Origin of the sequence: Psychrobacter sp. UBA6739 (assembly GCF_002453835.1) — a bacterium.
Taxonomy (GTDB): domain Bacteria; phylum Pseudomonadota; class Gammaproteobacteria; order Pseudomonadales; family Moraxellaceae; genus Psychrobacter; species Psychrobacter immobilis_A.
Genome location: NZ_DKHR01000051.1, coordinates 77779 through 98408 on the forward strand (window position 1 = coordinate 77779; position 20630 = coordinate 98408).

Below are 20630 nucleotides of genomic sequence, written 5' to 3' on the forward strand. Positions count from 1 at the left end.
CATTTACAGCTACTATCTGTCCTTGATAGCTGACTGTGGTATGTATCACTCTTCTCTTTGCCTGTCCTGAAGCCACAAAAAACGCTTCCGTTATCACCTTAACTTCAATGCTGGTCAATCCATTTGCCAACCTTTCCATCACATTTGCTAATGGCGTTTGCTACTCCCATCTTTAGAGTAGCAAACGGCGATCGCTTGATTGTTTGAGAGCTCAATCACATATAACGGCAGGCGGAATAATCTTAGGAGATTGTACTGTTTGGGAATATTATCTAAATGTCATTGATAAATCGATAAGCTCACAATATTCCCTTTTTAAAGATAAAAGCACTTTAAATACTATCCACTTAGGCTATTTCATTCTTATTAAAAACCACTATTAAAAAATACGTTTATCATCGACAGGCTTGGCGAATTTATTAATATTGGCTTCGATATTTTTGGCAATGCTAAGATAGTACGGCGCAAACTCATCATCGGCTAATACGCTTGGCTCACCTTTATCCACTTGTGCACGGATGCCACTGGCAAGGGGGAGCTGCCCTAACAGCGGGACTTGATACTGTTCAGCGATTTTTTCGCCGCCACCTGTGCCAAAGATAGCTTCAGTATGATTACAGTTGCTACAGGTATGCAGTGCCATGTTTTCGACCACACCGAGTACTGGGATATTGGTTTTGTTAAACATCTCAATGCCTTTTTGCGCATCAAGTAAGGCAATATGCTGCGGCGTCGTGACAATCACGGCACCCGTTACGGGAATACGCTGCGCTAGTGTCAACTGAATATCGCCCGTACCCGGTGGCATATCAATCACTAAGTAATCTAGCTGCGGCCAGTTGGTTTGATTATACAGCTGCATCAGCGCACCAGTGGCTTTTGGTCCGCGCCACGCGACAGGCGTATTGTCACCATCGAGCAAGCTACCAATCGATAGCATTGCCATGCCGTGCGCATTGATAGGAACAAACTGCTCGTTTTCCAGCTCAGGTTTGACATTATCGACGCCCAGCATCGTTGGCATACTAGGACCATAAATATCAGCATCAAGTACGCCAACACGGTTGCCTAGCTTTTGTAATGCCAAGGCGATATTCACGGTAGTCGTTGATTTACCAACACCGCCTTTACCCGACGCCACGACGATAATATGACGAATACGCGGATGCGCGGCGAGTGACGCTTGTGTCGGCGCGGCTTTGGTAATTGGTGGTTCAACAGTAGTATTGCTATCAGTATTTGCCGCTGGTTTATGTTGATTGTCCATGGCATTAGTGGTTTTTGGCATTGCTTTTGGCAGACTTGACCCCGAGCCTTTGGTCGGTGCGGGCAGACGAACATTCATGTGAATAGTCTTGATACCGTGCGGATGTAACAGTTGCCCAAGTTCTTGTTGGATAATTTCAGGATTACTATTTACGGGTAGACGCAAGTCTAAGGTGAGCTGGTCACCATCACGCTCGAGCCCCGTTACCATGGTGGCAATACTGACAGTACCCACCTCATAACCAAGCAGCACCTTGTCCACGGCACTATCGCGCTCTGCTCGCTGCTCTGGTGTTTCTGATTTTTTGGTGGAGGTTTTCTTCATAAAGTTAAACATAGCGACTATTACTGCCTATACAAGTGGGTGGGCATGGCAAAAACTCAGCAAATACTATCGTGAACAATACCGCTCGTGAGCGTATTAGCCAGACCTTTTATAGTGACAGTGTAGCTGAATTGCCACTATAAAAAAACCACAACGCTAGTGGGACTAGGCTTTATAGCAGCGTTAACCGATAGACAAAAACTGTGAAGCAATAAACAAATAAATAAGTACACCCGAGGCATCACAGACAGAGGTAATCAAAGGCGCACTGGCAGTGGCAGGATCAAAACCCAATTTATTAAGCACAAAAGGTAAGCTCATACCAATCACACAACCAATCATCACCACCGACATCATACTCAGTGCCAGCACTAACGACACCACTGCATCACCACGTACATAACCGATGATTGAGATAGCCACCGCCATCGTCGCCCCAAGCATCAACGCAACCACCGCCTCTCGACCCAATAATGAAAACCAGTCACGCATGACCACATCGCCAGTCGCCAAAGCTCGCACCATCAAGGTCGCTGACTGCGAGCCAGCGTTACCACCACTGTCGACCAATAAAGGCAAAAAGAACACCAATACCAAATTGGCGGCAATCACATCTTCAAATTTTGCAATACTAAAGCCTGAGAGCAAGTTGCCAAATACCAAAAACACTAGCCAGAATACGCGCTTACGGTATAACACTCGAACGCTTACGTCCTTTAATTTGCCAACCATGGTCGAGACACCGCCCGACTTATGGAAATCATCGGTTGCCTCATCACTCGCCACATCCATCGCATCGTCGTGGGTAACAATACCGACCAAAGCACCACTATCATCGGTAATAGGCAGCGCAATTAAGTCATAGCGAGCCACGACTTTCGCAACGTCTTCTTGATCATCATTGACATTACAAGACACTACTTTACTCATCATAATGTCATTAATCAGCTGTTCAGGAGCCGCTAAAATAAGTACTCGTAAAGAGACAACGCCTAATAACTTACGCTCGTCATCAATCACATACGCATGATAAATAGTCTCGGCATCAGGTGCTTCTAGGCGCAGTACTGCCAATGCCTCAGAGACGGTCATATGAGCAGCTAAAGTCGCATAATCAGACGTCATCAACGCACCAGCAGTGCGCTCCTCATAGGCAGATAACTTACGAATATCTTCACGTTGTGCCTGTGCCAATGCGGGTAACAAAGCATCCCGCTGCTCCTGATTGAGGTGCTTATATAAGTCGGTACGCTCATCTGCGGGCATCTCGCCTATTATCTTTGCTAATGCAGCCCGAGGAAATACATAGGCAAGGGCAACCTGAATATCCGTTTCTAAATAGGAGAACACGGTAGAACGATTGGGCAGATGCTCAAGTAGCTGCCATGCAAGATTTGGCTCCATGAGTGCTAGAACATCGGCAATATCAATCGGGCGCAAATTTTGAAGTTGATTGATTGATTGCTCAAACTGCTGTTGTTCGATAGCACGGCTTAATTTTGCTGCAAGCGTTTTTGCAAAATCCTTATCATTCATTATACTTACTCCGTGCGACCCGAAACGCTATTCAAGCGCTCATAAAAAAGAGCCAATCTAATTGGCTCAAATTAATATAAAACTAGATGCTAATGGATTGGTCTTTTATTAGCAAGCCCATGATTCTTAAACCAACCAAACAGCCCGCGAACCTATTCATTGACCACTCTGTTAATTCATAAACCAACCATGACTGGCAACGATAGACTGACCTGTGAATACATTGCTCGGGAATGCTGCTAAAAACAATGCCAATTGGGCAATATCATCGACGGTCGTGAATTCTTTATCTACTGTGTTCACTAGCATGATATCGTTAATGACCGACTCTTCACTGATGCCTTTTTCAGCCGCTTGTTGCGGAATTTGCTTTTCGACCAATGGCGTTTTGACAAACCCTGGGCAAATTACATGCGCGCGTACATTATGCTCAGCGCCTTCTTTGGCCAATACCCGGCACAGCCCAAGCAACCCATGCTTTGCCGTGACATAAGGCGCCTTAAACATGGATGCCTCATGCGAATGTACCGAGCCCATATAGATGACCGTACCGCCTTTGTCATCTTTATACATGTGCTGTATCGCCGCCTTAGTGGTCAAAAATGCCCCATCCAAATGGATAGCAAGCATTTTTTTCCAATCCTCAAACGCCATTTTATGAATCGGGTCGATAATCTGAATACCAGCATTGGAGACAAGAATATCAATACCACCAAAGGTATCGACAAGCTGCTGCACACCAGCGTTTACCGCCTCCTCTGAAGTCACATCCATGGCAATGGCAAATGCGCGTCCGCCTGCCGCTTCAATAGCATCAACGGTTTTCTGAGCCGCTTCAATATTAATATCTGCAATACCAACTGCCGCGCCTGCCTTCGCATAAGTCTCTGCGATATCACGTCCGATACCGCTGGCAGCGCCGGTGACCAATGCCACCTTGCCAGTCAAATCTTGTTGTAATGTGGTCGCCATATTTTATAGTCCATTATCAAATAGGTTTTTTAGAGGTTTGTGCCAAATATATCTAACAAGCTTATTGAGCAATGCTCACTGGCGTTTTTTCTTGTAGCTCATCAAAGCTAACACCATCTGCTAACTCAACCAGTTTTAAACCATTATTAGTCACATCGAGTACTGCAAGCTCAGTGATAATGCGATCAACAACACCTTTACCAGTCAATGGCAGCTCACAGTTAGCGAGGATTTTTGGCTCGCCGTGTTTATTGACTTGTTCCATCAAGACAATCACCCGTTGTACACCAGCGACTAGATCCATGGCACCTCCCATGCCTTTAACCATTTTTTTGGGAATCATCCAGTTGGCCAAATCACCTTTTTCTGACACTTCCATCGCACCCAATATCGCCAGATTAACATGACCGCCGCGAATCATCGCAAACGACTCTGAGCTACTAAAATAACTGGCGCCCGCTTCGGCAGTGACGGTTTGTTTACCCGCATTAATCAAATCTGCATCGACATTTTCTGCCGTTGGAAACTCGCCGATACCTAATAGACCATTTTCAGACTGTAGCCAAACATCGACATCTTTAGGGATATAGTTTGCGACTAAGGTTGGTAGTCCAATGCCTAAGTTGACATAATAGCCGTCTTGTAGCTCTTGTGCGGCACGCTGTGCCATCTGCTCTCTTGTCCATGCCATGATAACTTCCTTATTTTTATAACGACCCCAAAAAATATGATGAGCGGTGTCAAACTCACTTAGTCTACTAGATGTAGCTCTTTCACTCGTTTTCCTTGCCACTCAAATCTTTAGGAATAGTATGACAATATTCTATTATTAATTTAACATTTTAAAAAAATCTATAAAGCCTTTAACTAAGGGCCTTCAACGGCCTTAGTCGTGGTTTTTTCAATACGCTTTTCAGGATTGCTATTCAAGACGATACGCTGCACAAAGATACCCGGTAGGTGCACGTCATCAGGATCAAAGGTGCCCGTCTCTACGATTTCTTCGACTTCAACAATGGTGATTTTTCCTGCCATAGCGCAATCTGGATTAAAGTTACGCGCCGTTTTATTGAATATTAAATTACCTGCTTTATCCGCTTTTTGCGCTTTGATTAATGACACATCAGCGCGTAATGAGTGCTCAAGTATATAAGTACGACCATCAAAATCACGGGTTTCTTTGCCTTCAGCGACCAGTGTGCCAACGCCAGTTGCGGTGTAGAAAGCAGGAATACCAGCGCCGCCCGAACGTAGTTTTTCCGCTAAAGTACCTTGCGGCGTCAGCTCAACTTCTAACTCGCCTGCCAAGTATTGACGCTCAAATTCTTTATTTTCACCGACATAGGATGAAATCATTTTTTTAATCTGGCGCGTTTGCAATAGCAATCCTAAGCCAAAGTCATCGACGCCTGCGTTATTACTGATGCAAGTTAACCCTTTAACACCACTATCACGCAATGCGGCGATTAACGCTTCCGGAATACCGCACAGACCAAAACCACCGATAGCGAGCGTTTGTCCATCGCTGACGATGCCTTTTAGCGCTTCTTCGGCACTGCTATATACTTTTGATTGACTCATGCTTATCTCCTTGCAAGTCTATTTTTTGTTATTAACTTCTATCATCAATGATTATGAGTGGCTGACATCACTCAATATTTCCATATTTATATTAATACATTTTCTATCGATATATCATAATTAAAAATCCTGTGCTAACTTACCATATTATTCTCGTAGCGAGAAGAGAATAACCATAGGAATATACAAGCCAGCGCAGTAGCGATATATATGATGGGTCAATATCTTATTAAGACAGGATTTATGTTTAATAAAATATCAAATATTGGCTATTTTAAGTAATTTTATTGACCAATATCACTATGCTCTGCATACTCGCTGACTGAACTTTGCCAAGGAGGGCGATCATGTTTAGTAGCTTTGCTATTGTCATTACTTTATTATTACTGATGTTTTTTGCTTATCGTGGTTATTCCGTGCTGATATTAGCACCGATTATGGCGACATTAGCCGTACTATTATCAGGTGATTTTTTAAGCACAATTCCTGCCTATACCGATGTCTTTATGGGCGCATTGAGTGGATTTTTACTTAAGTTTTTCCCTATATTCTTGCTGGGTGCATTATTTGGGCGTTTGATGGCAGACTCTGGTGCGGCGACCGCGATTGCCAAAACCGTGGTCGAAAAGCTTGGTGCCAGCAAAGCCATCTTAGCGGTTATCTTAGTTTGTGCCATTTTAACCTATGGTGGCGTCTCGTTATTTGTCGTGGCATTTGCTATTTACCCCATCGCCAAAGACTTGTTTAAAGCCGCTGATATTCCTAAGCGCTTGATTCCGGCAGCGATTGCCTTAGGCTCATTTACCTTTACGATGACGGCATTGCCAGGTACACCTGCCATTCAAAACGCCATTCCGATTCCTTACTATAATACCAACGTTTTTGCCGCGCCTATCTTGGGTATTATCGGCGGTACCATCATGTTTATTTGCGGTTGGTTATGGCTACAATCACGCGCCAGAAAAGCCAATGCAGCAGGCGAAGGCTATGGTCAGCATGACGAAGAGGATGTGGGCGGCGTTGGCGCAGCCAAAAAAGAAACTGAGGTATTAAATACGCATCACACCTCATTTACTATTGCTATGATTCCACTGGTATTGGTCATTGGCTTAAATGCTCTATTAACTTACGCTGTCTTTCCATCAGTGGATTTTAGCGGCTTACAAGCTCAGTTTCCTGATCTAAATATCGCAGGCTCACTGGGTTTATGGTCAATTATCATCTCGTTAGTCGTGGCTTGTGCGGTGTTAATTTTGTTACGTATCGGTCATTGGAATAATCTGCAAAAAACCATCAACCGTGGTACTTATGATTCGATGTTGCCGATTTTTAATACCGCTTCAGAAGTCGGTTACGGCGCGGTTATCGCCTCGCTAGCAGGCTTCCTCATCATTCGTGATAGTATCTTAAATCTAACGCCTGACAATCCTTTAATCTCAGAAGCGGTGGCGATGACCACGCTGGCTGGTATTACTGGTTCGTCATCTGGCGGTTTAAGTATTGCCCTCTCGACGTTGGGTGAAGACTATTTAAGAATGGCGGTCGCAGCGGGTATTGACCCAGAGCTCATGCACCGTGTTGCTGTGATGGCAGCGGGTGGTTTGGATACGCTACCGCATAGTGGTGCGGTCATCACCTTACTTGCGATTTGTGGTTTGACCCATAAGCAGTCTTATCTGAACGTCGCCATGGTGACAATGGTGATTCCACTTATTGCTGTGGTCGCCGTTATCATTTTAGGGACGATATTTGGCTCGTTCTAATGTTCTGGAATGAGGCATTTACTAAACCTTAAAGATAATTAAATGTAACGATTATTGCTTGATACCGAAGAGCCCACTGAGCGATTGCTTGGTGGGTTTTTTATGCATGCTTTCTCATTACTACCTCTAAATACAACCGACTATTTATCTCTCATAATTGATTGACACTCTATATACCGTATAGAGTTAATCGCTTTATTAGCGACTATATTAATTACTCAGGTAATGTCACAAATTTGGCTGAATTACGGTATCATAGGCACACTTTTTTAAATTTTTATTTGCTTAATACGTTTTAGTATTGATAGTTTGATATTAATAGTATCGCGTCTAATAGCTCAAAACCGCTGAAGACGTTTGATAACCAACCCGTTTATATAAAAATATAGGTGATTTTGTGCGTGAGATTCTAGTAACCAGTGCTCTTCCTTATGCCAATGGCGATCTTCATTTAGGCCATCTTTTAGAACATGTACAGACCGACGTTTGGGTACGTGCGATGAAAGCACAAGGTCATCAAGTCACCTATGTCTGTGCCGATGATGCTCATGGCACTGGTATCATGTTAAAAGCTGAAGAAAATGGCGTCACGCCAGAGGAACAAATTGCCGCAGTGAAAGCCTCGCATGAAGCAGATTTTGCTAAATTTTTGATTAACTTTGACAATTATCACTCCACCCACTCAGAAGAAAACAAGCATTTTTCTGAGCTGATTTATCGTCGCTTGAATGATGCTGGGCATATCAGTACCAAAGATGTCGAACAACTATTTGACCCTGAAAAACAGTTGTTTTTGGCCGATCGTTTTGTCAAAGGTACTTGCCCTGAGTGCACAGCGCCCGACCAATATGGCGATAACTGTGAAGTCTGCGGTACCACCTATGATGCAACGGATCTTAAAGACCCGCATTCAACATTATCAGATGCCACGCCTATTCTGAAAACCTCTAAGCATTACTTCTTTAATTTGCCTGAATTTGAGCAATTCTTGAAAGATTGGACGCGTAGTGACAATCGCTTGCAAACATCGGTCGCCAATAAACTACAAGAATGGTTTGAAGCAGGTCTGGCAACGTGGGATATATCTCGTGATGCGCCCTACTTTGGTTTTCAGATTCCAGATACCCCAAGCGATGAGCCAGACAAATATTTTTATGTTTGGCTAGATGCACCAGTCGGTTACATGGCGAGCTTCAAAAACCTCTGCGATAAGCGCGCAGGTACAGACGAGGCGCTTGATTTCGACCGTTATTGGATGCAAGAAAACGAGCATAAAACCGAGGTGTATCACTTCATCGGTAAAGACATCGTTTATTTCCATGCGCTATTTTGGCCTGCTATGCTTGCTGGTAGTGAGTTCCGTACACCAACGGGTGTTTTTGCTCATGGCTTCTTGATGGTCAATGGCGAAAAAATGAGTAAGTCACGCGGTACTTTTATTAAAGCCGAAACGTATGCTGATCACTTACATCCTGAATACTTGCGCTATTATTTTGCTAGTAAACTGTCTGATAAAGTCGAGGATATCAACCTTGATTTAGAAGACTTTATGCAAAAGGTTAACTCTGATCTAGTTGGTAAAGTGGTCAATATCGCCAGTCGCAGCGCTGGATTCTTGGTCAAAAAGTACGATGGCATGCTCACAGAGGTCTGCGCTGAGCCAAGTTTATTAGAAGACATTACCAAAACGGGCGATGAGATTGCTGCCGCTTACGAGAACCGTGAGTTTTCTCGCGCCATGCGTTTGATTATGCAATGTGCTGATAAAGCCAATGAATATATCGATGAGAAAAAACCATGGGCGCTTGCTAAGGTTGAAGGCGCAGAGCAAGAAGTTCAAGATGTTTGCTCGGTCGCGATTAATATCTTCCGTCAATTGATGGTCTACCTTGCGCCAGTATTGCCTGAGCTAACCGCCAATGCCAAAGCGTTTTTGAACATTGACGACTTAAGCTTTGCCAGCCGTAATGAGTGGCTACTGGGGCACAAGATCAATAAGTTCAAGCCTTTGATGCAGCGTATAGAAGAAAAAGACGTTGCCGCGATGGTTGAGGCCTCAAAAGAATCTTTGGCTCAAGCTGCTGCTCCTGTGGCTAGCAAAGCCGTTGCTAAAAAAGATAATAAGCCAGCAAAAGAAGCTGCTACTGATATAGATGCTGAGACAAATACTGAGCAAACTGACTATATCGGCATCGAAGACTTTGCCAAAGTTGAGATGAAAGTCGCTCACGTTCTAGCCTGCAATCATGTCGAAGGCGCAGATAAGCTTTTACAATTTACCTTGGACGTTGGCGAAGACAAACCGCGCAATGTGTTTAGCGGCATCCGTAAGTTCTATGAGCCTGAGCAATTGCTAGATAAAAAGGTCATTTGCGTGACCAATCTTGCCCCGCGTAAGATGAAGTTTGGTGTCTCAGAAGGTATGGTGCTATCAACTGGCAATCCAAAAACTCAGCTGACAGTGGTTACTTTACCTGACAACTGCGTGATTGGCGATGTGCTTGCTTAATAGTTAGGCTTACTCAACAAACAAAAAAGATGTCCAGCTGGGCATCTTTTTTATTGTCCAAAAACTATCGCTGGTCAATCGCAAAAATCAGTGCTTATATAGAGAATAATATCGATGAATATTGATTCAGCACGTTCTTTATAGAGGTAATGACAAACGCGTTTTAATTTCTTATTGCCATAAGTTACATTACTGTCATAATATGGACGTAATGATCAATGGATTGATTACTTTGATGTTAGCCCGTTATCTCAGCATGCACATAACATTGACTCGGGTAACCTGCACTCTCTAACCTATGAGCCCCAATAAAATGACCTTTGCTACTACTTTACGCTTCAGCCTATTCGGTGCTGCTATGAGCGCCGCGCTTGGATTAATTGGCTGCTCAAACACGACCGACACTGCTGCAACGACAGATACCAGTGCCGCCGCAGATTCTGACAAGCCTGCCAAGACATTAGCCATCACTCAAATCGTCGAACATCCTTCGTTAGATGCGATGCGCCGCGGCATTATTGATGAGTTGGCAGATAATGGCTATGTTGAAGGCCAAAATCTAACCATTAATTTTCAAAGTGCTCAAGGCAATACAGCGACAGCAGGTCAGATTGCTAAGCAGTTTGCAGGAGACAATCCAGATGCCATCGTGGCAATCTCGACGCCATCAGCTCAGTCTATCGTTGCGTCAACTAAGACGGTTCCGGTTATTTATACGGCTATTTCAGACCCTGTCGCAGCAAAGCTCATTAATGAGAACAATACGCCCATCCAATCTAATGTGACAGGACTGTCTAGTGAGCTACCTATCGAGCCGCAACTAGACAATATTCAAAAAATTGCGCCCAATGCAAAAACCATTGGCTATGTTTATAGTCCAGGTGAAGTCAATTCGGTGGTGGTACTCAATCAACTTAAAAAAGCTGCGCCTGCGCGTGGGCTTAAGATATTAGACGTCACCGCCAATCGCCCGACGGATGTGGCCATGGCGACTCGTAGCCTTGCTGGTCGTGTTGATGTGATTTATACCTCACTAGATAACAATGTGGTATCCGCCTTTGAAGCGATGGCAGGTGCTGCCAATGAGCTTGATATTCCTGTCATTGCCTCGGACGAGTTTAGTGTGCGACGTGGTGCGACTGCGGCGCTTGGTGTCAATGATTATGATTTCGGTCGTACCACAGGCAAAATGGTGTATCGTGTGTTAAATGGCGAAGCAGTTAGCAGCGTTAAGCCTGAAGTGATGAATACTTTAACCTTATATGCAAGCCCGAAACATGCGGCTGAGCAAGGCGTCAGTCTGACTGATGAGCTGCTAAAAAATGCCATTAATGTCGACAAACAAGCGCAGAGTTCGGATAAATAGTACAGATAAATAATTCTGACAAGTAGCACTGACAAATAACATTTAGCCTTCTATATCGATGGCGTGCTTTACCCTTTATCCATCTATACCTTTTATCTATAAATTAAATAATGTACGGACACATTATTATTTTCAGGAGTGAGACCCATGTTGTATCAAAATCGTTTTGGTCATTTTAACTTTAGTAAAGCATTATTATTAGGTGGCGTTTGTACTGCCATCTTAACTGGCTGTAATCAATCAGCACAAGATACCAGCACTACTGATACAGCTGCGACTGGCGATACAGCCACAGCGATGAAGACCGTCGCAATTACGGCTATCGTCGAACATCCGGCGCTTGATGACGTCCGTAAGGGCGTTATCGACGAGCTTAATGAAGCAGGCTTTAAGGATGGTGAAAATTTAACGGTTAATTTTCAAAGTGCACAGGGGAACACTGCCACTGCTGGACAGATTGCTAAGCAATTCGTCGCAGACAATTCAGACGTTATCGTTGCGATTGGTACTCCATCAGCGCAGTCAGTAGCTGCTGCTACTAGCAGTATTCCTTTAGTATTCTCAGCAGTCACTGACCCAGTTGCCGCCAAACTAGTGACAAAACTAGATGGCTCTGGCACCAATGTCACTGGCGGCTCTGATGCCCTGCCTTATGAGCCACAAATTGAGCTGATGCGTCAAATCATTCCTAGTCTGAAAAATGTCGGCTATGTTTATAGCCCAGGCGAAGTCAACTCAACGATTATCTTGAAAAACTTAAAAGAAAAACTGACACCACTAGGTATCAATGTACTCGAAGCGCCTGCCCAGCGTAGTACTGATATTGCGATGGCAGCACGCAGCCTCGAAGGTAAGGTCGATATGATCTACACCTCAACCGATAATAACGTCGTATCGGCTTACGAATCACTATATCAAGTCGCTAAAGAGAGCAAAATCCCACTGATTGCGTCTGACACTAGCTCAGTTGAGCGTGGTGCCGTTGCTGCATTGGGCGTGAATTACTACGAGCTTGGTCGCGAAACAGGCAAAATCGTGGTACGTATTTTAAATGGTGAAAAAGCAGGTGCTATTCCTGTCTACACCCCGCAAATGTTGGATCTATACGTTAGTCCAAAGCATGCCAAAGAAGAAGGCATTACTTTGTCACAAGCGGTTATCGATAAAGCAAAAGAAGTGGTAGAATAACGCACTTTTATAGCTAGCTCGTTACAGCTATCATAAGGTAGATACCGAGTTTGATGGATTTGGTGTCAGCCGTCATCTACCGTTATGCGATGAGGCTAAATGTTTAACATCAGAAACCCAGCTATGAATCAGTAGGCTGGGCTTCTTATTTAAACTACATTGATTAAATATAAAGTATTTGCGTCATTTCTAAATTTGCCTTTTTTTTAATCAAAGCTTTGAACCTAGGTAGCTTATGATAGCTGTTGATCGTGACATGTTTTGGTTTACCCTAACCGCAGATTGTTTAATCTGTTAAATTCACCGCTTAGTCGTTTAGCTAAAATTGACGTATAGATGAGACAGCGCTGATCTATCTCACGCACTCATTCTATGAATCGATATTGGAACGTTAGTGGCTAAACGCTTGGTTATGACTTACTGATCTCTTATGTCTTTAATTGCTTTTTTTGGTGCACTTGAAAGCGGTCTGATTTATGGCCTAGTAGCACTTGGTGTGCTGATCTCATTTCGCACCCTCGACTTCCCCGACTTGACCGCTGACGGTAGTTTTCCACTAGGTGGCGCTGTCGCTGGTATTTCTATCATCGCTGGTGTCAACCCATGGCTTGCCTGTGCTTTTGGTATGTTGGCAGGTTCCGTCGCTGGTATTGTTACGGCATGGCTACACGTCAAACTTGGCATCCTGCAACTACTTGCCAGTATCTTGGTGATGGTCGCACTATATTCTATCAATTTACGGATTATGGGTGCGCCGAACTTGCCATTATTGGGTGAAACCACGGTCTTTAGCACCTTGGTCACGGATGGCAACGGTTATTGGATGCGCTGTCTAATTATTGGTGTCGTGGTGATAGCTGCCATGTTATTTTTAAACTGGTTCTATAGTACCGAAACGGGTCTTTCGATGCGGGCGACGGGTTCCAACCTCAGAATGGCACAGGCGCAAGGCATTAATACCTCATGGATGACCATCATTGGTATGGCGATTTCTAACGGTTTGATTGCTCTAGCAGGTGCATTGTTTGTGCAGACTCAAGGTGGCGCAGATATCTCGATCGGTATTGGTACCATTGTCATTGGTCTGGCAGCGGTCATCATCGGTGAAACCATCATTCCTGCCAAGCGTATTTGGCTGATTACCTTTGCCGTGGTTGTCGGTGCGGTGCTGTACAAGCTATTTATTCAGGTGGCGCTATCGAGCGATACGCTACGTAGTATTGGTTTTGGCCCGCAAGATTTAAACTTGATTACAGCGCTACTCGTCGTATTTGCCTTGGTATTGCCAAAAGCTAAAAATAAATTTTTAAGTCGTAAAGTTCGGGCTTAATGTCAATGTGCAACCATAAGGAATAATTATTATGATGCAAGCTACAGATTTGCGGTTGACCTTTAATCCTGGAACGCCCATTGAAAACCCTGCCCTACGCGGTATCAATCTCAACATCGCTGATGGTGAATTTGTCACCGTCATCGGTACCAATGGCGCGGGTAAATCAACCTTTTTAAATGCAGTCAGTGGTACCACGCGCGTCGATAGTGGTTCAATCTTATTAAATGGTATCGATGTCACCAAAAAGACTGCGCACCAACGCGCCCATTGGGTGGCTCGTGTGTTTCAAGACCCGATGGCGGGGACTTGTGAGGCATTGACCATCGAAGAAAATATGGCGCTGGCTTATAAGCGCGGCGGCAAACGTGGTTTGAGCTTTGCACTCAACCAAAATAACCGTGATTTATTTCGCGAAAAATTATCAGTATTAAAATTGGGGCTAGAAAATCGTTTGACCGATCGTATGGGTCTGTTATCCGGTGGTCAACGTCAAGCTGTTAGCCTATTGATGGCTTCACTGCAACCTTCCAAAATTTTATTGCTTGATGAGCACACTGCTGCCCTCGACCCTAAGACTGCTGCTTTCGTTTTAGAATTGACTGATAAAATTGTAACGGACAATCAGCTTACAACGATGATGGTTACCCACTCGATGCAGCAGGCATTGGCCCATGGCACCAGAACAGTGATGTTACATCAAGGACAAGTGGTATTAGATGTGGCTGGCGATAAACGTCAAGGCATGACTGTACATGACTTACTTGATATGTTTGAACAAACTCGCGGCGAAAAAGTCGAAGATGATAGCTTGATATTGAGTTAAATAACTTAGCAAAATTCTTCAACTCTTGAAAAAATAGAACGTCTGTTTAATATCAGGCGTTTTTTTATGACTGCTTTAATTGATACGACTGTCTTAATTTTTAAGCATCAAGCAATACTAACTTTTGAATCAACTCACTGACATGTTGTGACTGCATTTTTTTCATCACTTGTGAGCGATGCACCTCTACCGTGCGGACCGATATATCTAAATGGTTGGCGATATTTTTATTCAGATTGCCTTGCAGTAACTCATTGGCGACCTGCTTTTCTTTATCGGTCAGCTGCGCATAAAGATTTTTAATATCATAAAGCGTGGCGCGTTTTAGAGTGAGGTCTTGCGCACGCGCAAGCGCTTCTTGTAGCCGGCGGCTATTAATCGGTTTTTCCAGATAGTCAGCCGCACCTTGCTTCAGCATATTGACAGCATCAGCAATCTCGCCATTTCCCGTTAGCGCTATCAATGCCATAGGGCTGTCCTGTTGACTAAGGTGCACTTGTAGCGCTTGACCACTCATCTCTGGCATCATCAAATCACTCACAATCACTGCTGGACGATAGATATTGACTTGCTGTAAAAATATCAGAGCACTTGCCCACACTTGGGTCGATAGCCCTAAGCTGCTAATCAAAAAATCACAGGACATGCGCACACTTTCTTCGTCGTCAATGATATGAATGATAAGCGATTCTGGCGTAATGCCTGATAAATCGTCAGACAGATGACTGCTTTCATCTTGCCAGCACGTAGGCTCATTTGAGAGTTGATTAGACGTCATATGTGACCTTATGGCTAAATACATTATTGATATTCATTAGAGTTTTTCGTCATTATTCGCTAAAGATAATGACAGATAAAAAGATATTTGTGCGCCCACCGTGTTTGACAGCTGATAGTTAGCATTGGTTTGTAGCAGTTGGATTTTACCGTTTAAGCTACGTTTAAAGCGGTGCTGCTCGCTGCTCATTACTTGGTAAACTTGCTCAATTTCATGCTCGACATCAATATTGTTTAGCTGCATCATACCGCCCAGCGACTTGCATAAGCGCTGACATATCATCAGTCCTAATCCTAGACCGTCTGTTTTCGTAGACTGGGTAGCATATTGACTGGGTAGGCTCTCTGGTAGGTGCTGCCTATTCAGCTGAGTTTGATCAAAGCCGCCAGCGTCATCGCTTAGATGCAATACCAACCATTGCTTATTATTATACCTCTCTGCCTGACAGCGTAGCATGATATTGGTCGCCCCTTGCTGTGCAGCATTGGTCATGCTATTTATCAGTAACTGATCTAATAATAAATTTGGCAAGGTTAAATGCTGATAATCACTTGCCAGCCAAAAATTGACACCTACTGCTTGCTCACCCAATAATAAGATGCACTGTTGATAGATAGCTGCGATATCGACACGAGTTTCATTCGCTTGCGACCGTCCAGCCCAGCGGCGGATATTAGTCACCACAGCAGCGACGCGTTCTGTTTCATTGACAATCTGCTGTAGAGCATTCTCTGTTGCCGCATTGTCAAGTGGCGTTATGTCGATAGCATTTTTAGACAACCTTGCATGTTGACTGCGTATCAATAATCCTTGCGCATAATTTTGAATGGTTGCCAGCGGCTGATTGATTTCATGAGCGATAGCACCGCTCATCTCACCGATGACCGCAAAGCGCTCTGATTGGTGTAACTGCTGATCATAATCACGGATTAGTCTATTTTGCCGCACTATCTTTTTTTGCCGCCGCCATGCCAGCCAGCTCATCCAAGCATAATTTACTGTCGATATCAGGACAACCAAAATAATCACAGCCATCCATAATCGATGCGCCTTTATCCAGTCGATCATATGCGCGCTCAGCTGCTTTTGGGCGGGATGGCGATTCATCTCATAAAGGATGCGCTCAGCATCGCTACTTGATTCTGCTGGTAACCAGCGCTGCTCTAATTGACGCTTGCCAAATAGATGTTGATTGATCTGGCGCACCAAAGCATCTGGCGCTTGCTCGGTCGCTGCCAGTGTCCAATTTGGATATATTTTCGTTGAAGAGTGGCAGCTGGATACAGTGGCGACTGGATGAATGAGACGGTATTGCTTGTCATTGATTTGACCGCGCCTTGCCATATCCTCCATCAAACAAAGCGGCGTAATGGCAGCGTCTACTTTGCCACTAGCCAAGGCATGCAAAGTGCGCTCTATCGGATAACCGACAAACTGTGTTTGATAGTGATTTGGCGTAATGCCATTTTTCTGTAATAAATGTGCGCCCAATAAATAACCGCCAAATGCGTCAGTGTCGACGGCAGCAATATGACGTTGCTCCAAATCCTGCAAACGATAAATATCACTGTCGGCAGCGACCCATAAAGCACTGGCGACCTCTTCCATCGCACTCGGCTGTTTTAATGGCGTATATTCATTTAGCTTATTAAATTCATTGGCGAGGGTGACTGTCGTCGATAGCTGATTTTGCGATTGTTGCCCATTAATACCCTCAGCATCAAATCCTTGATTGCTAAAAATTTTATCACGAGAACTTTTATCACGAGCGTTTTGCGCATTGCTATTTAATTGAGCCGTCTCTGTTTGTAAGGTAGCCAGCCAGCGCCATCTGATAGTATTCATTTTTATAAACTGCACTTGCGGGCCAAGCACTAGCGCAAACTGCTGTGCTTCTATTTGCTGTTGCCAATTTTCCAGCGCCAAAGGTACCAATATCACGGTGTCATCTGATAACTGATCATTAAGCTCGTCAAGCCACGGCTGCCAGCGATTTTGTGCGGCTGTCTCGCCTTGCGGTGCCAGCACACCCAAATAGTAAGTCTGGGCGGTGGCATTAGATAGCGGCAACCAAGCAGCCCATGCTACCACGGTAATAAAACAAGCCTTTAAGATAGTCCAAATTTTAGACTTTTTATGCATACACCTAGCCTTATATTTGACCTACCAAACGTACATTATAATTAAAAACCTTAATCATAATGTGGTTTTCCACAATATCACAATATTACCCGCTACCCTATACTAGATGACAGTCGTGTAACTTTTAATTCGCTGAGCTTAAGTCACAAATATTCGATTTCAATTTTGATTTCAATAAGAATGATTAATACACCTCATGAAATATGGGTGATGAATTATAAGCTTGGTAAAAATATCTTATGGAGGGCGGGCTTATGAAAAAATGGCCACTGATTATAATAATAGCAGCCATCATCGGGCTGGTGGTTGCCTTTATTATTGGGAAATTACTGCCAAATATGCGCACCAGCAGTAACGATATCGAGGTCAATATCACTGATCCTGCTCTCATCAAGCAGGGCGAATATATCGCTCGCACTGCTGACTGTATTGCGTGTCATACCACGCTCGATGGCGAGACTTATGCAGGCGGTCTGCCTATGCTAACGCCACTTGGGGCAATTTACTCGACCAATATCACACCCGATCAAGAAACTGGCATCGGCAACTACAGTTTCGCCGACTTTAAAAATGCCGTTAAGCATGGGGTACGCAGTGATAATAAAGCCTTATATCCTGCTATGCCGTATCCCTCTTACCAGCTCATGCCAGAAGAAGACTTAGCCGCGATGTACGCCTTCTTTATGTCCGATGTCACAGCCGTCAAGCAAGCCAATCTAAAAAGCGAGCTACCTCCGATAGCAAACTGGCGCTGGCCCTTGGCATACTGGCAGGTCTTATTTGATCGCAAGCGTGACTTTGTCCCTGAGACAGACGACGCACTATTGACTCGTGGTCAATACTTAGTCGAAGGTCCTGGGCACTGCGGCTCTTGTCATACTGGGCGCGGTATTGGCTTTCAAGAAATCGCTCTAAGTAATGCAGATTCTAACAAGTATTTGAGCGGTGCCATCATCGATGGTTGGCGCGCCAAAAGTATCCGCGGTGAGCATCGCGGACTTGGCACTTGGACGGTTGCAGAATTAAATGACTTCTTCAAAACTGGTCGTACTGATACCACTGCTGCCTTTGGTGCCATGGCCGAAGTGGTTGAGCATAGCACCCAGTATATGACCGACTACGACATCAACGCCATGTCATCTTATCTAAAAACATTAACGCCAGCACCAAACAAAGAAGCCACACTGCCTGCGAAAAAAGACATCACTACGCAAAAATTACTAGATGGTGACTATGATTCGCGCGGTTCGATTTTGTACGCCGAATATTGCCAAATTTGTCACCGTGTCGATGGTAAAGGAGTCGCGCGTATTTTCCCAGCGCTTGATGGCAATAGTGCGGTTTATTCTAACAATGCCGATTCGGTCTTACAGATTACCTTGAGCGGTGGTCGTATGCCTGAAACTCCACATGACCGTATGGCATTTACTATGCCTGAATTCAGCAATCTTAGCGATGCAGATGTGGCAGAAGTGGTCAATTATGTCCGCAATAGCTGGACCAACCAAGCGCCTGAAATCGATGTCAATGACGTGGTAAAAATGCGGGCTTTCCTCGCCAAAAAACCAAAAACCAGTACGGATATTGCTCCAGACTTAAGTATTGACGCGCAAACAAAAGGAGCAAAATAATGAAAAAATCTCCACTCAACTTGCCTACTATTGCTCGCGTTATCTCTCAAAAAATGACCATAGGCAACTTAACCACCGCTATCCTTACTGCTTCAGCGCTTAGTATCGCCGCTATCAGTAGTGGTTGCTCGCAGCCCGAGCCTATCGAGCAGAATGCACCTGAGTACGGCTTAGTCACCACTGATGATGCCAACGAAGATATCGGCACTTATGTGCTGCCGCAAGATACGGCTATCTTGGATGAACCAAATGCTGATGAGATATTTTATGGTAAACGCTTATTAAACGAAACTAAGCGCTTACTGCCAGAGCATGTGGGCGCGCAAATGAACTGTAACAGCTGCCATATTTCACAAGGTAAAATTCCACTGGGTGATCCGTACATCAATAGTTATAACTTCTATCCGCGCGTGATGCCACGATCTGGTAAGGAAGTTGATTTAACCAAACGTATTAATGGCTGCTTCCAGCGCTCAATGAATGGCAAACCGTTGAAACCTGAATCCCCTGAAATGCTGGCAATGTTGGCTTATATGAAGTGGCTATCGCAAAACACCCCAAAAGAGCAAAAAGTCGATATCCAAAATACGGGTAAAGTGGATGAATCATTAACCCCAGACCCTGTCCGCGGCGAACAAATTTATAAAGCTCAATGTGCAACTTGTCATGGTGATAATGGCGAAGGCATCAAAGACAGTCGCGGCGATATCGTGTTCCCGCCACTGTGGGGCGATGAATCCTTTAATATCGGTGCTGGTATGGCACGTACTTACAAGGCGGCAGCCTTTGTAAAATACAACATGCCCATGGGTATTCAGACCAAAGGCTTATGGGGTCACGGAAATGTGCTGAGCGATCAAGATGCCGTCGATGTGGCGCACTTCTTTACTCATCAGCCGCGCCCTGACTTTGCTGGTAAGGTCAATGATTGGCCAAATGGTAAAAAACCTAAAGACGCGCGTTACTGATATCTTAAGAAGACGGTATTTATAAAGACTTTACTTAAGAGGACTTCACTTAGCAGACATCATTCTATGCTCGCTTGTGAGTGAGCATTGACACGATAAACCTTTAAGAAAATGCATTTTTCTTAAAGGTTTTTTTGTTATCTATCAAACCCGCGAAAGAGGACGCCATCCGACATTAGGGTGGCGGTGAATTTCGCATCATTTTCAATGTTTAAATTACATAATATGCGCCTGAATCCAGTATAATAATTAATTATTGTAATACTTATAACTCACCACGAGCATTTATGAAAATCAACAAAGCGTATAAATTTAGGCTTGAGCCTAATACGGAGCAAGAGGTTATTTTAAATAATCTTGTCGGCTCTGCACGTTTTGTTTGGAATCAAATGCTGGCAATCTCATTTGAGATGTTTGCTAAAGATGAGTTTATTAATGCCACCAATCTG

16 protein-coding genes are annotated in these 20630 nt (G+C 44.2%); 9 read left to right on the forward strand and 7 right to left on the reverse strand.

Annotated elements, in window-relative coordinates; translation table 11 throughout:
• Positions 1 to 379: 379 nt before the first annotated feature.
• From apbC to B2575_RS10950, 5 genes are all read right to left on the reverse strand, one after another.
• Positions 380 to 1603, reverse strand: coding sequence for an iron-sulfur cluster carrier protein ApbC (gene apbC / locus B2575_RS10930; RefSeq protein ID WP_296242000.1), 1224 nt, complete (start codon positions 1601 to 1603; stop codon positions 380 to 382).
• A gap of 171 nt (positions 1604 to 1774) precedes the next feature.
• Entirely contained in the window at positions 1775 to 3127 is a 1353-nt protein-coding gene (gene mgtE, locus B2575_RS10935) for a magnesium transporter (RefSeq protein WP_296242002.1), read from the reverse strand.
• Between the two features lie 171 nt (positions 3128 to 3298).
• A complete protein-coding gene (locus B2575_RS10940; protein ID WP_296242004.1) occupies positions 3299 to 4099 on the reverse strand; it encodes a 3-hydroxybutyrate dehydrogenase in 801 nt (266 codons plus the stop codon).
• A gap of 61 nt (positions 4100 to 4160) precedes the next feature.
• Positions 4161 to 4790, reverse strand: coding sequence for a CoA transferase subunit B (locus tag B2575_RS10945; protein ID WP_296242007.1), 630 nt, complete (start codon positions 4788 to 4790; stop codon positions 4161 to 4163).
• A 176-nt stretch (positions 4791 to 4966) separates the two neighbouring features.
• On the reverse strand, positions 4967 to 5680 hold the full coding sequence (locus B2575_RS10950; protein WP_193009394.1) for a CoA transferase subunit A: 714 nt from the start codon (positions 5678 to 5680) through the stop codon (positions 4967 to 4969).
• A gap of 347 nt (positions 5681 to 6027) precedes the next feature.
• Between B2575_RS10950 and B2575_RS10955 the strand changes: the two genes are divergently transcribed.
• The 6 genes from B2575_RS10955 (at position 6028) to B2575_RS10980 (ending at position 14662) form a co-directional block, all read left to right on the forward strand.
• Positions 6028 to 7443: a GntP family permease gene (locus tag B2575_RS10955; protein WP_296242010.1), complete on the forward strand. Its 1416-nt coding sequence runs from the start codon at positions 6028 to 6030 to the stop codon at positions 7441 to 7443.
• A 397-nt stretch (positions 7444 to 7840) separates the two neighbouring features.
• Positions 7841 to 9952: a methionine--tRNA ligase gene (metG, locus tag B2575_RS10960; RefSeq protein ID WP_296242011.1), complete on the forward strand. Its 2112-nt coding sequence runs from the start codon at positions 7841 to 7843 to the stop codon at positions 9950 to 9952.
• Between the two features lie 313 nt (positions 9953 to 10265).
• Positions 10266 to 11318, forward strand: a complete 1053-nt coding sequence (locus B2575_RS10965) for an ABC transporter substrate-binding protein (protein WP_109590279.1) — start codon at positions 10266 to 10268, stop codon at positions 11316 to 11318.
• 147 nt (positions 11319 to 11465) lie between these two features.
• The gene (locus B2575_RS10970; RefSeq protein ID WP_296242014.1) at positions 11466 to 12506 is read left to right on the forward strand and encodes an ABC transporter substrate-binding protein; all 1041 of its coding nucleotides are present in this window, start codon (positions 11466 to 11468) and stop codon (positions 12504 to 12506) included.
• A gap of 430 nt (positions 12507 to 12936) precedes the next feature.
• The gene (locus B2575_RS10975; RefSeq protein ID WP_045446789.1) at positions 12937 to 13836 is read left to right on the forward strand and encodes an ABC transporter permease; all 900 of its coding nucleotides are present in this window, start codon (positions 12937 to 12939) and stop codon (positions 13834 to 13836) included.
• A gap of 31 nt (positions 13837 to 13867) precedes the next feature.
• Positions 13868 to 14662, forward strand: coding sequence for an ABC transporter ATP-binding protein (locus tag B2575_RS10980; RefSeq protein ID WP_045446787.1), 795 nt, complete (start codon positions 13868 to 13870; stop codon positions 14660 to 14662).
• Between the two features lie 100 nt (positions 14663 to 14762).
• On the opposite strand, the gene B2575_RS10985 is transcribed toward B2575_RS10980, so the two are convergent.
• The gene (locus B2575_RS10985) at positions 14763 to 15440 is read right to left on the reverse strand and encodes a response regulator transcription factor (protein ID WP_176393072.1); all 678 of its coding nucleotides are present in this window, start codon (positions 15438 to 15440) and stop codon (positions 14763 to 14765) included.
• Positions 15441 to 15476: 36 nt separating this feature from the next.
• Entirely contained in the window at positions 15477 to 17582 is a 2106-nt protein-coding gene (locus B2575_RS10990) for a PhnD/SsuA/transferrin family substrate-binding protein (RefSeq protein ID WP_087815045.1), read from the reverse strand.
• A 254-nt stretch (positions 17583 to 17836) separates the two neighbouring features.
• Between B2575_RS10990 and B2575_RS10995 the strand changes: the two genes are divergently transcribed.
• From B2575_RS10995 to B2575_RS11005, 3 genes are all read left to right on the forward strand, one after another.
• Entirely contained in the window at positions 17837 to 19213 is a 1377-nt protein-coding gene (locus B2575_RS10995; protein WP_227675911.1) for a cytochrome c, read from the forward strand.
• Positions 19213 to 20181, forward strand: coding sequence for a c-type cytochrome (locus B2575_RS11000; RefSeq protein ID WP_226950204.1), 969 nt, complete (start codon positions 19213 to 19215; stop codon positions 20179 to 20181). The genes B2575_RS10995 and B2575_RS11000 overlap by 1 nt, the downstream gene beginning before the upstream one ends.
• A gap of 287 nt (positions 20182 to 20468) precedes the next feature.
• Positions 20469 to 20630, forward strand: a 162-nt coding sequence (locus tag B2575_RS11005) for a helix-turn-helix domain-containing protein (RefSeq protein WP_296242024.1), incomplete at its 3' end; no start/stop codon positions are given.

Excerpts from the sequence above, each read along its gene's own strand:
- apbC (WP_296242000.1), bottom strand. The coding sequence starts at position 1,603 with ATGTTTAACTTTATGAAGAAAACCTCCACCAAAAAATCAGAAACACCA.
- mgtE (WP_296242002.1), bottom strand. The coding sequence starts at position 3,127 with ATGAATGATAAGGATTTTGCAAAAACGCTTGCAGCAAAATTAAGCCGT.
- B2575_RS10940 (WP_296242004.1), bottom strand. The coding sequence starts at position 4,099 with ATGGCGACCACATTACAACAAGATTTGACTGGCAAGGTGGCATTGGTC.
- B2575_RS10945 (WP_296242007.1), bottom strand. The coding sequence starts at position 4,790 with ATGGCATGGACAAGAGAGCAGATGGCACAGCGTGCCGCACAAGAGCTA.
- B2575_RS10950 (WP_193009394.1), bottom strand. The coding sequence starts at position 5,680 with ATGAGTCAATCAAAAGTATATAGCAGTGCCGAAGAAGCGCTAAAAGGC.
- B2575_RS10955 (WP_296242010.1), top strand. The coding sequence starts at position 6,028 with ATGTTTAGTAGCTTTGCTATTGTCATTACTTTATTATTACTGATGTTT.
- B2575_RS10965 (WP_109590279.1), top strand. The coding sequence starts at position 10,266 with ATGACCTTTGCTACTACTTTACGCTTCAGCCTATTCGGTGCTGCTATG.
- B2575_RS10970 (WP_296242014.1), top strand. The coding sequence starts at position 11,466 with ATGTTGTATCAAAATCGTTTTGGTCATTTTAACTTTAGTAAAGCATTA.
- B2575_RS10975 (WP_045446789.1), top strand. The coding sequence starts at position 12,937 with ATGTCTTTAATTGCTTTTTTTGGTGCACTTGAAAGCGGTCTGATTTAT.
- B2575_RS10980 (WP_045446787.1), top strand. The coding sequence starts at position 13,868 with ATGATGCAAGCTACAGATTTGCGGTTGACCTTTAATCCTGGAACGCCC.
- B2575_RS10985 (WP_176393072.1), bottom strand. The coding sequence starts at position 15,440 with ATGACGTCTAATCAACTCTCAAATGAGCCTACGTGCTGGCAAGATGAA.
- B2575_RS10990 (WP_087815045.1), bottom strand. The coding sequence starts at position 17,582 with ATGCATAAAAAGTCTAAAATTTGGACTATCTTAAAGGCTTGTTTTATT.
- B2575_RS10995 (WP_227675911.1), top strand. The coding sequence starts at position 17,837 with ATGAAAAAATGGCCACTGATTATAATAATAGCAGCCATCATCGGGCTG.
- B2575_RS11000 (WP_226950204.1), top strand. The coding sequence starts at position 19,213 with ATGAAAAAATCTCCACTCAACTTGCCTACTATTGCTCGCGTTATCTCT.